This window comes from Sphingobacterium sp. UBA7625 (genome assembly GCF_002484085.1).
Lineage (GTDB): Bacteria > Bacteroidota > Bacteroidia > Sphingobacteriales > Sphingobacteriaceae > Sphingobacterium > Sphingobacterium athyrii.
This window is the reverse complement of sequence record NZ_DLJD01000002.1, coordinates 1-13,209: the sequence shown is the minus strand read 5'-3', so window position 1 is coordinate 13,209 and position 13,209 is coordinate 1. Positions and strand designations below refer to the sequence as shown.

The window sequence follows — 13,209 nt, the reverse complement described above, 5'->3', positions numbered from 1 at the left end:
ATGAACCAGAATTCTTACAAGCAGTAAAAGAAGTTACAGAGGATTTATTTCCTTATATCACCAACAATCATCCTGAGTTTTTCGACCAAAAAATTCTTGAACGTCTTACCGAACCTGAACGTATTATTTCTTTTCGTGTAACTTGGTTAGATGACAATCATCAGGTGCAGGTAAACCGTGGATACCGTGTACAAATGAATAGTTCTATAGGTCCATATAAAGGAGGTCTCCGCTTCGCTCCTTCTGTGAATCAGAGCATCTTGAAATTCCTTGCTTTTGAACAAGTTTTCAAAAACAGTTTAACGGGCCTACCGATCGGTGGTGGTAAAGGCGGTTCTGATTTTGATCCAAAAGGTAAATCAGATAATGAAATCATGCGTTTTTGCCAGAGCTTTATGACGGAATTATATCGTCATATAGGTGCGGATACAGATGTTCCTGCTGGGGATATCGGTGTTGGTGGACGTGAAATCGGTTTTTTATTCGGACAATTTAAGCGTCTTCAGAATAACTTTACCGGTGTTTTAACGGGTAAAGGTGAATTGTGGGGTGGTTCCTATATTCGTCCGGAAGCTACCGGATATGGACTTTTATACTTTGTTGACTGCATATTTAAACATAAAGGACAATCCTTAAAAGGTAAAGTCGCAACAGTTTCAGGTGCTGGTAATGTTGCATTTTATGCAGTTGAAAAAGCAATGCAATTAGGTGCAAAAGTAATTACTGTCTCTAATAGCCTCGGCACATTGCATGATCCAGATGGCTTTGATACTGAGAAGATGGCTTTTGGAGCAACTTTGGGACGAAATTTAGATCAATACCCTACCCGTTATCCAAATGCACAGTTTTTGCCGGGACAAAAACCTTGGCAGTTTAAATGTGATATCGCATTACNNCTGAAGGTGCTAATATGCCTTCCACGGCCGAAGCAATTAAGGTTTTCTTAGATGCCAAAATTAGTTTTGCTCCGGGAAAAGCAGCAAATGCAGGTGGAGTTGCTGTCAGTGGTTTGGAAATGTCCCAAAACTCGATCCGTACACAATGGGGTACCGAGGAAGTTGATAGCCGTCTGAAAACAATTATGGAAAGCATTCACGAGACTTGTTTGAAATATGGCAAAGAAAGTGATTTTGTTAACTACTTAAAAGGTGCCAATATTGGCGGCTTTATTAAAGTAGCTAATGCTATGAAAGCCCAAGGAGTTGTATAATCAGCCTTTTTCTAATCATATCATAATCCTGAACGCTCAAATGTATTTCATTTGGGCGTTTTTTTATACTTTTATGGTAATTTTTAAAACAAAGAGATTTACATGAGATTAATAGCGGAACTCCCCCATCCTGATTGCAAGATTTCCATCTTTGGAATGAATCAAAAATTCATCATCAAATTTGAACAAGGAAATCTGGAGCAATCCTATAAAATTGCAGAGGTTGACATCATAGGCGGCGTAAATGGTGTTTTTGAATTGCTTGATGAGGAATTTCTTAAAAGTGTAATAGATCAGTTCTCTTTAATGCGTCAATCTTTTAACGGTGCTTACAGTAGATACGAATAGCGACAATATGTTAAACTACCTTTATTTTGCGGCATTTTGGGCTTGCCAAATTGTCTCCTCTATCCTATTTAAACTGGGCGGTATTCACCCTAAGTATAAATGGGCTGCGTTGATTGTTGGGAATATTATTTTGCTTTCGGCAAGTTGGTTTCTCATTCAATTATTTAAGAATGTCTCTCAACCTATAGTTATAGCATTATGTTCAGGAGGGACTTTTCTGACGGTTCAGTTGGCAATGGCATTTTACTTTAAAAGTCCACTGAGCTGGCTGCAAGTTGTCGGTATGTTTGTTATCATTGTGGGTATGGTGATGATCACCTTTGGTGGCAAAGATCAAGCGATCTAAAAAATAAAGAGCACTCGCATGCGTACATATGCGAGTGCTCTTATATTGCTATAAATAAGCGTAAGTTATTCCGTCTCCACCACGATCTTGATGCTCGTCTTCAAATCGGCTGACATGACTATATTTACGTAAGTAATCCCGAATGAATTTTCGCAGAATACCGTCTCCTTTACCGTGGATAATTTTTAGTGAAGGATAGCCTACCATAACAGCCCTATCCAGTACCTTCTCCAATTCATTCAATGCATCTTCGGTACGCATTCCTCTCAGGTCTATTTCCGGATTAAAATCCGCTACCGTTCCAGCTGACAATGATTTAGATAAACTTTTAGCGGATTTCTTATTTTCCCGTCCTTCGAGCTTAACGACATTCTTCCGCTTTTGTACTGTGCGCAATTCTCCCATGGCAAGGATCAGGTTGTTTTTTGCTATTTCAACAACCTGTGCTTCAGCTCCATTGTCAATAATCTGTACCCAGTCACCTACGGTCAGTTCGGAAGATTCCGTTATTTTCTCTTTGATGACTTGTTTAGTCACTTGTTCTTTTGGCAAAACGGCTTTCAAAGCCTGATCCAGATTGCTGCGCAGTTCACGGGTTTTCTCCTTATCAGCTTTCGCCGACTTGATCTGTGCAACCGTATTTTCGATTAATTTATTGGAGTTCTTGATGATTTCCTGAGCCTCTTCTTTGGCCTTTTTCAGTATTACCCTTTTATTTTCCTCGAGATAACTTTGTAATTCCAGGTACTCCGATTTAAGAGATTCAAGTTCTTTTTCCCTTTTATTGATGGCAACTTTCGTGTCAAACACCTCTTTCTTTTCCCGTTCGAGGTCGATCAATAAGGTATCTACTTTTTTCTGTTGTACACCAATTTTCCCTTTGGCAGCCTCCAGAATATCTTTTCCCAATCCTATTTTCTGTGCTATTTCGAAGGCATAAGAACTACCGGGCTTACCGATCTGGAGAATATACATGGGGCGCATCTCGCGGTTATCGAACAACATGGAGGCGTTCTCCAGACCCGTCGTATTGCTCGCAAACACCTTTAAGTTTGAGTAGTGGGTGGTCACCACACCTCTAATCTGCTTTTTATTCAACGATTCCAACACGGCTTCGGCAATAGGTCCACCAAATAAAGGATCTGTTCCGGTACCGAATTCATCAATGAGTACCAAGGTGCGTCCATTGGCAAATTCCGTAAAATATTTCATTTTCGACAAGTGCGCACTATATGTACTGAGATCACTTTCAATAGATTGATCGTCACCGATGTCGGCAAATATCTGCTTGAATACGCCTACTTTCGTCGTTGGCTCAGCTGGGATCAATAAACCCGATTGTACCATGATCTGTAGCAAACCTACTGTCTTCATACAGACTGACTTACCACCGGCATTTGGTCCGGAGACAACAATTACACGTTGCAACTGGTCGATCTGTATATTCAATGGAACGACGGTGCCTTTGTGGTGTTCGTTAAGTATGAGTAAAGGGTGGCGCGCATTGATGAGATTGATCTCCGCTTCTTTGGATAGTTCCGGCATCTCGCCCTCAATATCCAGGGCAAACAATGCTTTGGCTCTAACAAAATCTACCTTCGTCAATAAACCATGATAAGACAGCAATAATGGGAGATGTGGACGTACTTTATCTGTGAGTTCCACAAGAATTCGGATAACCTCCCGCCTGCGTTCAAATTCAAGATCTCTAATCTTATTGTTAAGCTGGAATACCTCTTCTGGTTCAATATAAGCTGTTTGTCCTGTTGCTGATTCGTCGTGGATCAATCCTTTGAGCTTTCTTTTGTTCTCCGCCAAGATGGGGATACATAGACGCCCATCGCGTACGGTCAAATTGCCATCCGCAGTCCACCCGCTGTCCTGGGCATTTTTGAAAATACTATTTATCCGTTTAAGCGCATCTTGTTCCGCACGTTGTATTTGCTGGGTGATCTCAAGTAACAGGCGGGAAGCATTATTTTTGAGTTTTCCACGCTCGTCGATGATTGTTTCAATATCACGGATGATTCCCTTCTCTATCGGTAAATGCTCAAATAGCACTTCCAAATTTGGATATAGCCCCTCTCTTTCGTTAAAATATCGAATGATGGCGTAAACAGTTTTCAACGACAACAAGACACGAAAAAACTCTTCTTCAAGTAGAAAAGCACCTTCGACCCTAGCCTTTTCAACAATGGATTTTAAAGGAAAAAAATTCTCGACGGGAAATGCCCCATCGTTGACAAGTAGATCTTTAAATTCGCTCGTCTGCCTCAAAAAACGATCTATCTGATCAAAGCGAGTTTGTGGCTGAATTTTCTCAACCAGTTCGCGTCCTGACTCGCTCAGGCACTTTTGTTTTATTTTATCTTTTANNTATTCTTTGATGGTTAAAGTTTTGACACAGGTTTTAACGCCTGTGGTGGAGTAAGGATAGGTTTCTCAAGCCTTTGCTCCATTTTTTTTGGTAACGTTGCTGTGTCCTTAGCTGAGATGCCAGGTGTTGTCGCCGGGGACGCAGGATTTCCTGAGGATGCAGGTGTTGTTGAACCGGCTGGAATATTTGAACTGACTGTAGAAAGTTGGTTCATCAAATAGCTGTCCAAACTAATGCCTGTTTTCTGCTGGAAATTTTTGTTAAACAGTGAAGATGCCTCTTTAAAGCTGAATTTTTCCTTACTTGGTTTGTAGTGGATAAGCGCATCGATATTTTCCTGATACTGTTGCTGTTGTCGCATGATACGGCTCGTGCTATCCTGAATCCGCGCATTGATAATTGAATCCCGCGTGCGGATAGAGTCTTGCTTTTTACGTTCGATATCCGTATAAAACTTATTCTGCTTAGTCAAATTTTCTTCCACTTTCTTGTAAATGGCCGACATGATCTCAGCATCTTTACCATAATAGTCCAGGTTTTTTTTAAAAGATACGGAGTCCAGTCCGTATTTGTCAAAAGTTACCTGATACAAAGGCACCATCACTTTGCGTGCACTATCAATGGGTAAAATATTGAGATACGAATCTGTCAATTGGATTTCTGTCAAAGCATTTACAAATTTGCTTTGTGAGATAATATCCTTCTCTTCTGGTCTGACACAGGAACCAAATAAAAAAATCACCGCAAGTAGATTCAGTATTAATCGTAGCATTTCGTAGTTTTGTACAAATTTACAAAAAGGACCGACATTTGGCACTTTTTACATCATCAAANNCTATATCGGAAATGAGTATTGCGAGTAATTTAGAAGCTTTAAGATTGGAAACTGAGGCTAAAGGCGTTCAACTTGTAGCGGTTTCAAAGACAAAGTCCAATTCAGAAATCATGGAGGCCTATGAGGCTGGACAACGTATTTTTGGCGAAAATCATGTTCAAGAATTAATTGAGAAAGCTGAGCTTTTACCCAAAGATATTCAGTGGCATATGATCGGTCACCTACAGACGAATAAGGTGAAATATATTGCCTCATTCGTTAGCTTGATTGCTTCCGTAGATTCCTTAAAGCTGTTAAAGGAAATTAATAAACATGCGTTAAAAGCCAATCGTATCATTGATTGTTTATTGCAAGTGTATATCGCTGATGAGGATACCAAATTCGGTCTGGACCATGCGGAGTTGATCGAGCTTCTTCGTGATGAAGAATTCCTGGAACTACAGAATATCCGAATTTGTGGCCTGATGGGAATTGCGTCCAATACCGACAATGAAAAGGTGATCAAAGCGGAGTTTTACGAATTAAAGATGTTATTTGATGGGATTAAAGCTAGCTTCTACCAGAAAGATGATTATTTTAACATACTTTCGATGGGCATGTCATCGGACTATAAATTGGCGATTGAAGAGGGATCAACTATGGTTCGTATCGGAAGCACAATCTTTGGTAAAAGAGTAATTAAACATTATAAAAACAATGACTAAACCAATTATACGCGCAGCAATTAAGTCCGATTGCCCACAGATGCTTGAGTTAATCAAAGAGTTGGCGATTTATGAGAAAGCTCCGGATGAAGTAACGGTTTCTCTCGCGGAGTTTGAAGAAGCGGGGTTTGGCGATAATCCTATTTGGGGTGCATTTGTAGCGGAAGTTGGTGAAGAAATTGTTGGAATTTCATTATATTACGTCAGATACTCTACCTGGAAAGGAAGAAGACTTTACTTGGAAGATTTAATCGTTACCGAAAAAATGCGCGGACTGGGAATGGGTAAGCAACTTTTTGACAGGACGCTTGCCTATGGTAAAGAATGTGGTTACCATGGCATGGTATGGCAAGTTTTGGATTGGAACGAATCTGCCATCAAATTCTACGAGCGGTATAAAGCTGATTTTGATCCGGAGTGGATCAATGTATCGATCACTTATTAAATTAGAGGGGAAACAATCAATTCAATGCGGTTTTATCTTTTTTTGAAAATTTTATTTTTAGGCTGTTTGTTGTACTCGTGTCAAAACAAAAGTGTAGCACCTTCCCTAGCTCAGACTGGGGATACACTCTCCTATCACAAAAAAATGGTTGATGAGCACAGTAATTATTTTCTAAAAGGAGAAGATCAATTGGATACTACTTATTTCCGGGCGAGCTATCCCGTGTTCGATGAAGCAAAAATCAATGATCTTGTCTCATCTATTGTTCATCTTGAAGGAGATACCAGCATGGAAGAAGCCGCCCATCGTTTTATAAATGCTTATAATGAATATGTGGATGATAATAATGGTAAATCTACTGCGACCTGGAACCGGGATCTTCAGGTAGATGTAGTTGCAAATACGCCCATGTATCTGGCCATACGAACAAAACAGGAGGAATATACCGGCGGAGCTCATGGCGACCATGTAACCTTATATTCAAACTTTGATAGGCAGTCTAATAGTCCCATTACAATTGACGATATTATTCGTAAAGAAGATAAAGATAAGTTTATCACAATCGCCGAACAGTGTTTTCGTAAACAAGAGGGACTGCATAAGGATGATTCCTTAAATGGAAAATATTTTTTTGAAGGTGGCAAGTTTTCGCTTGCGGATAATTTTACATTTGAAAAAAACGAATTATTATTTTATTATAATATCTACGAAATTAAATCTTACGCAGAAGGCGGTACAGAGCTGCGTATTCCCTACACAACTTTTAAAGATCTGATGTCAGAAAAAGGACTACATTATATCAATAGTATCAATTAGCAATCAACTAAACTCAATAAAATAAATGCAGGTTTTTAAATTTGGAGGTGCATCGGTAAAGGATGCGGAAAGTGTCAGAAATTCAGCAAAGATTATTTCGAAATACAAAGGTGAAGCTTTGTTGGTCGTTATTTCTGCCATGGGTAAGACAACAAACCTTCTGGAGAAATTGACCAGAGAATATTATAATAATACGGGCTTGCAGTTTCAGACCCTTGAAGAAGCCAAAGCATTTCATTTTCAAATTCTTCAGGACCTATTTCCTGGAGGTGAACATCCCATATTCGATGAAATTGCCAACTGTTTCGTCGAAATCGAATGGGTTTTGGAAGAGGATCCGCAGGACTCCTACGATTACCTGTTTGACCAGATTGTGTCCATGGGCGAATTGATTTCGACGAAAATTGTCGCTGCCTATGTTGCCTTTATTGGGGAGAAAGTTAAATGGATAGATGCTCGTGATTATATATTGACCGATAATACCTACCGTGAGGCTGTCGTAGACTGGAGCAAAACAGAAGAGAAAATCCGTGCTGAACTTCCATCCATATTAGACGAATATATTGTCATCACGCAGGGTTTTCTGGGATCCACCTCGGAGAATTTCACAACAACTTTAGGCCGTGAAGGTTCCGATTATTCAGCAGCTATATTTGCGTCTTGTTTAAATGCTGAAAATGTAACAATCTGGAAAGACGTTCCGGGGGTGCTCAATGCTGATCCCAAATGGTTTGAAAAAACCGAATTGATCCCCGAACTATCGTATACGGATGCGATCGAACTTACCTATTACGGTGCGACTGTCATTCATCCGAAGACGATCAAACCGTTGCAGAATAAAAAAATCGCCTTAAATGTGCGTTCTTTTGTTGATCCGGAGTCTCCAGGAACGATAATTCGAAGTACAAATCAGACATTACCGGTTCCTTCGTTTATATTTAAAGTAAATCAGATTTTTATTTCCATTTCGCCACGGGATTTTTCTTTCATCGTGGAAGATAACCTCAGGGATATCTTTAACCTGTTTCATGAACATCGCATCAAAATCAATATGATGCACAATACGGCGATCAATTTCACCGTCGCAGTGGATGATACCGGTAAAAACCTGGTGGATTTAATTAACGATCTTGGGCAACGATTTAAAGTTACCCACGAGTCTGGCCTTGAATTAATTACGATACGTTATTATAACCAGGAAACGATCGACCGCGTTTTGGTCGATAAGGAAGTGATCAGTGAATTAAAGGATAGATATACTTGCCAGCTTCTCGTTAAGAAAATATAAATGAATAGATTGATTCTTCAAAAGGAGGTGCAGCTGTTTTTGAAAAAAAACCTGGATGAATCTCCTGTCAAAATAGCTTTAAAGAAATCTCCTTTTGAAGGAATATCGTCTTCTGAACTGGCTGCACAGCTCGATGGTATACAACGTGCAAGGACTAAAATTCCGTTATGGGCAGCGACTCCAGGTGTCTATTTTCCTGCTAAATTAAACCTAGAACAGTGTTCTTCTGAAAAAACGGCATTATTTAAAAGTTCGCTTATTCAGGAAGGTACAAATTTAATTGATGCAACCAGTGGTTTTGGTGTTGACAGCTTTTATTTTTCAATGCGGGCAAAGCAGGTGATTTCATGTGAGCTCAATCCCGATCTTGCGCAAATCTCTTCGTATAATGCAAAAATATTGTCCGCAACAAATATTAGCGTTGTAGCGGCGGATGGTGTAGATTACATACTTAACCGTTTGCAGGAGCATTTTGATTATATCTATCTGGATCCTTCGCGCAGGGTTCAAAATAAAAAAGTATTTTTATTGGACGAATGTGAGCCCAATTTGGTTGCACTGCAAAACGATTTTTTTGAACGATCTGATGTTATTATCAGCAAGCTCGCGCCATTATTGGATATTTCTTCGGCATTGAGTATGTTAGTTCATGTAAAGGATGTATATGTGGTGTCCTTGCAAAATGATTGTAAAGAGCTTGTTTTTATTCAAGAGAAAGGCTATGAAGGTGAACCGGTCATTCATGCTGTCCGACTGCTGAGAGAGCAACAGCAGATAGTCTCTTTCACCTATACAGAAGAACGTGCAACCCTTGTGGATTATAGTGGCCCCCTGTCCTATCTCTACGAACCTGATGTGGCCCTGACCAAAGCTGGAGCGTTTAAAACAATTGCCAGTCGTTTTGGGTTAAAAAAACTACACAAAAGCACCCATTTGTATACCTCCGATCAGAAAATCTCTGATTTTCCCGGGAAAGTATTTGTAATTAAGCAGGTGGAATCTTTTACAGAATTTAAGAAAAAGAAAAGTCCGCTGATAGCTGATATTATCGCTAAGAATTTTCCGTTAAAAACAGAGGCGATCAAAAAGAAGTTTAAGATCAAAGACGCCGGTGACACCTTCAGCTTCTTCACAACAGTGCTGAATGATCAGCTTATTGTCATACATACGCAGCGAATTCTAGAATAGACAATTTGATTACAATTGTCCTGTTTCTTCTCCGTAATTTTAATGTATGGATAAAATCGTATTATCAGCATTAGATTTAGCTCCTGTCAAAAAGGGAGAAAATGCAGCCAGTGCCATCGCTCGCAGTGTAAAGGTTGCCCAGCATATCGAAAAACTGGATTTTAAAAGAATCTGGGTTGCCGAACACCATAATATGGAATATATCGCAAGCTCAGCAACCTCACTACTTATACAACATATTGCTTCGAATACTGACCGGATCAGAGTGGGTTCGGGCGGTATCATGTTGCCTAATCACGCTCCCCTAGTGATCGCGGAACAATTTGGTACATTGGAAACGTTATTTCCGGGACGAATTGATCTTGGTCTAGGCCGGGCACCGGGTACTGATCAATTGACTGCAATGGCCTTGCGAAGAAATAACTTAAATACTGCATTTCAGTTTCCGCAGGAGGTCAAAGATCTTCAACGTTATTTCAGCATAGATAATTATGATGCAAAAGTGCGTGCATTTCCCGGTGAAGGGCTGGAAATCCCTCTTTATATTCTAGGATCTAGTACGGATAGCGCTTATTTAGCGGCCAGTTTAGGGCTCCCCTACGCCTTTGCGACACACTTTGCTCCGGCCCAATTTGCCTCGGCAGGTATGATCTATCATCAGAATTTTGTGCCATCGGAGGTGTTGGATAAACCTTATTTTATTTCCTGTGTCAATGTTATCGCTTCAGAAACCACCGAAGAAGCCGAGTTTTTGTCTACCAGCTTCTTTAATTTATTCGCTGGTATTGTAACGAACACAAGGAGACCCTTATCTCCGCCGACAGAGGAAGTAATTTATAAAGGAATTCCAGCCATTGAACAAGCTGTACAGAGCATGGCCTCCTGTGCTTTTGTGGGGGATAAAAACAAGATCGCTCCAGAAATAGAAAAATTTGTCAAAGATCATAAAGTCGATGAAATTATGGCTACTTCCTATATTTTTGACGACGAAAAATGCCTGCGATCATTTTCCTTGCTTAAGGAAGCGCTTGCTTAAGGCGGCCTGGGGATTATATATTGTGAATTTTTATATATTTAAATAAAAATTCACAATATATGAACAGCTATTCTGCTTTTACCATACTGTTTGGGCTATTACTCATCCATGCTTGTCATAGTCCCATGACAAAAAGGGAGGATACCTCGATTGATTCAGTTGCCACGAAAGATAGTTCGACTTTATTGTCAAAAGACAGTACGGACTTGTTGAGTTCCGCGTGGGCCGATAGCTCAAAAGGGCAGATTTTTTTGGTGCGCAGTTATCGCATCTGGGAAAAAGAGGATCCCACCGCTGTATTGAATAAGGATTGGTTTGATCTCTATGAGCGCGAGGGAAAATATTATTTAGAGAAAGTGGATTATGAAATTAAAGATGGTTACGACGAATGTGCTCAGGTCCCTTCTAAAAGTGTCGAGTCTAAAAGAAACTCGCTTTTGTTTCTGAATATAAAGGGCTTAAAGCCGGGGGCCTTGGAGAATATGCAGATAAAACATTCGGAGATATGGCCCAAGGAATCTGTAGAATATAATTTCAAAAAACAGCATATTATCCTGAAAGGGTTGGGAGATATTAAATCGACCGAAGTACAAACTGACGAAAAAGGGCATGAAAAGATATTTCATGAAGTAGCTCATTATAAGCTCAATGCCATCTTTGGAGGAACTCATGAAATGACATTGTTTCAAAAGGATCAATATGAACATGTATTTATGTCCACACAGTTTGTTGGCGATATAGATCGTGACGGGCAATTGGATTTTATCTTTTCCAATCCGGGGAACTATGAGGAAGAAGCGCTGCTTTTGTTTCTTTCTAATGGTGGAAAACCATTGGTTTTCGAGGCAAATGAACAGTTTGATTGTTAATTTGCGATCGTGGAAAAAATAAAAACAGTTCTGCATCAAATGAAGTCCATTCATCGGGCTTTGATTGCAATTTGCGTTTTTACACTTGTATATCTCTTCTCCCCGATTGAAACTTTGACCTTGTTAAGCTTGGTTCTGTGTTGGCTTGGCTTTTGTATTTCCTATATATTGGTCTCCTGGTATACGTTTTATACCATGCCGGTGACCACAATTGCCAAGAAAGCGCAGCAGGAAGACGGTAGCCGACTTTTTGTATCCCTATTTATAATATTGGTTACGCTTAGTTGCTTTATCTCTGTGCTAATGATCATTATATCGACTAAGGAAAAACAGCTTGATAATTCATTTATTATCATTATATGTATGTTTGCTATGCTTGCATCGTGGTGTTTGGTCCATACTATATATACATTCCATTATGCGCGTTTATATTATGAAAATGATTCTAATGGAAGTGGCCTAGAATTTCCAGGCGATGATAAGCCGGATTATATGGACTTTGCCTATTTTTCATTTGTCATGGGTTGCACATTTCAGGTATCCGACGTAGGCATCTCATCAAAGAAAATCAGACGGGTTGCGCTGTTTCACGGTCTGCTATCCTTTGCACTGAATACATTCGTGGTGGCATTGACTATCAATATCATTTCCGGTTTTATCAATTGAGTTTTTAAGCTAAAAACCGTATTTTAGTCCAAAATTTATACACATGAAGTCGTTCAAACTCTTAGTCGCGCTCGTTTTATGCTTTATTACCATTGTTTCATGTAAAAAAAATGAAACACCTGATGCTGGTGCGGCTGCCGGTATTTCTGGAAGTTTTATTGGCAGGGTTCAATTTCAGGACAATTCATTGTCTGTTGATCGGTCAAATAGATTGATCCGCATTCTACCTGACGGCGGCAACCAATCGTTTAAAATTGAATTCTTTACAGGGGTGCCAAATATTACGGGAGTTCGCTTTAATAAGGATAATGACAGCACCTGGATCTCGAATGATACAACAGGACTAAAAAAGGTGACCATAGAGGGCAAATCTCTTAAAATAAACTACCAATTAAATAGTCAACGCTGGATTGTGGATGACGGGATTCGTAAATAATAATCAATCTAAANNAGACAAGCATAAGGAAAAGAGAAATGAAACATATCCAGAAAATTGGAGCAATTGCTTCTGTATTTGCCATAGTCATCGCCTTGAGTGGATTTAACTTCCAGCAGGAAAAACCTCAGGAAGAGCCCAAGCCTACAAATTTAAAAGTCTTACCGAAAAATATCTCACATGACGAATTGATCGCGACAATGAAAGAGTTTAACGTCGCGTTGGGTGTAAAATGTGGATTTTGTCATGCGCCTTCAAAAGAAGATCCCAAAAGGATGGATTTTGCAAGTGATGAAAATCACAAAAAGGAAATTGGTCGGGCAATGATCAAGATGACACAAAAGATTAACAAAAAATATTTCAATCGTAGTTGGGATAACTCACCGGCCAAAGCAATTTCCTGTAAAACTTGTCATGGCGGCAAGGAAGAACCAGAAATGGTAATAGCGAGAAACTAATCAAACTATATATTCATGTAACACCGTAAGGTTTCTCTTATGGTGTTTTTTTATTGCCTATTCTTCTTAGTTATTGCTGTTTCGCTTAGTCCAGAGGTTTTGAAACTCATCCTAAATTTTGAACATGTGTCCGGGTGATGATATAGGTTTATCTATGACCGAAATTCTTGTCTACAAAATGTCTACA

14 protein-coding genes and 1 pseudogene are annotated in these 13,209 nt (G+C 39.6%); 13 read left to right on the top strand and 2 right to left on the bottom strand.

The features are described from left to right. The 3 genes and pseudogenes from B4G94_RS00110 to B4G94_RS00100 form a co-directional block, all read left to right on the top strand. Nucleotides 1-1,210: pseudogene (locus tag B4G94_RS00110) on the top strand (glutamate dehydrogenase); the annotation flags it as partial. A gap of 102 nt (nt 1,211-1,312) precedes the next feature. Continuing rightward, nucleotides 1,313-1,558: a hypothetical protein gene (locus tag B4G94_RS00105; RefSeq protein ID WP_108634281.1), complete on the top strand. Its 246-nt coding sequence runs from the start codon at nt 1,313-1,315 to the stop codon at nt 1,556-1,558. Further along, nucleotides 1,536-1,904 (top strand): hypothetical protein, encoded by a 369-nt coding sequence (locus B4G94_RS00100; RefSeq protein ID WP_286856408.1) that lies wholly within the window; start codon nt 1,536-1,538, stop codon nt 1,902-1,904. Before B4G94_RS00105 ends, B4G94_RS00100 begins: the two co-directional genes overlap by 23 nt. Before the next feature lie 48 nt (nt 1,905-1,952). Here B4G94_RS00100 and B4G94_RS00095 read toward each other — a convergent pair whose 3' ends face one another. Together B4G94_RS00095 and B4G94_RS00090 are read right to left on the bottom strand one after the other, a co-directional pair. Beyond that, nucleotides 1,953-4,292: an endonuclease MutS2 gene (locus tag B4G94_RS00095; RefSeq protein ID WP_286856409.1), complete on the bottom strand. Its 2,340-nt coding sequence runs from the start codon at nt 4,290-4,292 to the stop codon at nt 1,953-1,955. Between the two features lie 2 nt (nt 4,293-4,294). Further along, nucleotides 4,295-5,053 (bottom strand): DUF4296 domain-containing protein, encoded by a 759-nt coding sequence (locus B4G94_RS00090; protein WP_286856407.1) that lies wholly within the window; start codon nt 5,051-5,053, stop codon nt 4,295-4,297. Nucleotides 5,054-5,127: 74 nt separating this feature from the next. Here B4G94_RS00090 and B4G94_RS00085 point away from each other — a divergent pair, with 74 nt between their 5' ends. From B4G94_RS00085 to B4G94_RS00040, 10 genes are all read left to right on the top strand, one after another. Then, nucleotides 5,128-5,820, top strand: a complete 693-nt coding sequence (locus B4G94_RS00085; protein WP_286856405.1) for a YggS family pyridoxal phosphate-dependent enzyme — start codon at nt 5,128-5,130, stop codon at nt 5,818-5,820. Continuing rightward, on the top strand, nt 5,813-6,265 hold the full coding sequence (locus B4G94_RS00080) for a GNAT family N-acetyltransferase (RefSeq protein WP_286856404.1): 453 nt from the start codon (nt 5,813-5,815) through the stop codon (nt 6,263-6,265). The genes B4G94_RS00085 and B4G94_RS00080 overlap by 8 nt, the downstream gene beginning before the upstream one ends. A 144-nt stretch (nt 6,266-6,409) precedes the next feature. Continuing rightward, a complete protein-coding gene (locus tag B4G94_RS00075; RefSeq protein ID WP_286856403.1) occupies nt 6,410-7,081 on the top strand; it encodes a DUF3298 and DUF4163 domain-containing protein in 672 nt (223 codons plus the stop codon). Between the two features lie 25 nt (nt 7,082-7,106). Continuing rightward, nucleotides 7,107-8,369, top strand: coding sequence for an aspartate kinase (locus tag B4G94_RS00070; RefSeq protein WP_286856402.1), 1,263 nt, complete (start codon nt 7,107-7,109; stop codon nt 8,367-8,369). Beyond that, nucleotides 8,370-9,557, top strand: a complete 1,188-nt coding sequence (locus B4G94_RS00065) for a class I SAM-dependent methyltransferase (protein ID WP_286856400.1) — start codon at nt 8,370-8,372, stop codon at nt 9,555-9,557. It begins immediately after the preceding gene. Nucleotides 9,558-9,603: 46 nt separating this feature from the next. After that, nucleotides 9,604-10,593: an LLM class flavin-dependent oxidoreductase gene (locus B4G94_RS00060; RefSeq protein ID WP_286856399.1), complete on the top strand. Its 990-nt coding sequence runs from the start codon at nt 9,604-9,606 to the stop codon at nt 10,591-10,593. Between the two features lie 59 nt (nt 10,594-10,652). Beyond that, a complete protein-coding gene (locus B4G94_RS00055; RefSeq protein ID WP_286856398.1) occupies nt 10,653-11,462 on the top strand; it encodes a hypothetical protein in 810 nt (269 codons plus the stop codon). Nucleotides 11,463-11,501: 39 nt separating this feature from the next. Then, entirely contained in the window at nt 11,502-12,128 is a 627-nt protein-coding gene (locus tag B4G94_RS00050; protein ID WP_286856397.1) for a DUF1345 domain-containing protein, read from the top strand. Nucleotides 12,129-12,171: 43 nt separating this feature from the next. Further along, nucleotides 12,172-12,564, top strand: a complete 393-nt coding sequence (locus B4G94_RS00045) for a hypothetical protein (RefSeq protein WP_165306819.1) — start codon at nt 12,172-12,174, stop codon at nt 12,562-12,564. Between the two features lie 38 nt (nt 12,565-12,602). Continuing rightward, nucleotides 12,603-13,022, top strand: coding sequence for a c-type cytochrome (locus B4G94_RS00040; RefSeq protein WP_286856396.1), 420 nt, complete (start codon nt 12,603-12,605; stop codon nt 13,020-13,022). Nucleotides 13,023-13,209 lie beyond the last annotated feature (187 nt).

What these genes read in the sequence shown, in the direction of transcription:
- B4G94_RS00045 (WP_165306819.1), top strand. Translation starts at nt 12,172, where the DNA reads ATGAAGTCGTTCAAACTCTTAGTCGCGCTCGTTTTATGCTTTATTACC.
- B4G94_RS00060 (WP_286856399.1), top strand. Translation starts at nt 9,604, where the DNA reads ATGGATAAAATCGTATTATCAGCATTAGATTTAGCTCCTGTCAAAAAG.
- B4G94_RS00090 (WP_286856407.1), bottom strand. Translation starts at nt 5,053, where the DNA reads ATGCTACGATTAATACTGAATCTACTTGCGGTGATTTTTTTATTTGGT.
- B4G94_RS00050 (WP_286856397.1), top strand. Translation starts at nt 11,502, where the DNA reads ATGAAGTCCATTCATCGGGCTTTGATTGCAATTTGCGTTTTTACACTT.
- B4G94_RS00085 (WP_286856405.1), top strand. Translation starts at nt 5,128, where the DNA reads ATGAGTATTGCGAGTAATTTAGAAGCTTTAAGATTGGAAACTGAGGCT.
- B4G94_RS00080 (WP_286856404.1), top strand. Translation starts at nt 5,813, where the DNA reads ATGACTAAACCAATTATACGCGCAGCAATTAAGTCCGATTGCCCACAG.
- B4G94_RS00040 (WP_286856396.1), top strand. Translation starts at nt 12,603, where the DNA reads ATGAAACATATCCAGAAAATTGGAGCAATTGCTTCTGTATTTGCCATA.
- B4G94_RS00075 (WP_286856403.1), top strand. Translation starts at nt 6,410, where the DNA reads ATGGTTGATGAGCACAGTAATTATTTTCTAAAAGGAGAAGATCAATTG.
- B4G94_RS00065 (WP_286856400.1), top strand. Translation starts at nt 8,370, where the DNA reads ATGAATAGATTGATTCTTCAAAAGGAGGTGCAGCTGTTTTTGAAAAAA.
- B4G94_RS00105 (WP_108634281.1), top strand. Translation starts at nt 1,313, where the DNA reads ATGAGATTAATAGCGGAACTCCCCCATCCTGATTGCAAGATTTCCATC.
- B4G94_RS00070 (WP_286856402.1), top strand. Translation starts at nt 7,107, where the DNA reads ATGCAGGTTTTTAAATTTGGAGGTGCATCGGTAAAGGATGCGGAAAGT.
- B4G94_RS00055 (WP_286856398.1), top strand. Translation starts at nt 10,653, where the DNA reads ATGAACAGCTATTCTGCTTTTACCATACTGTTTGGGCTATTACTCATC.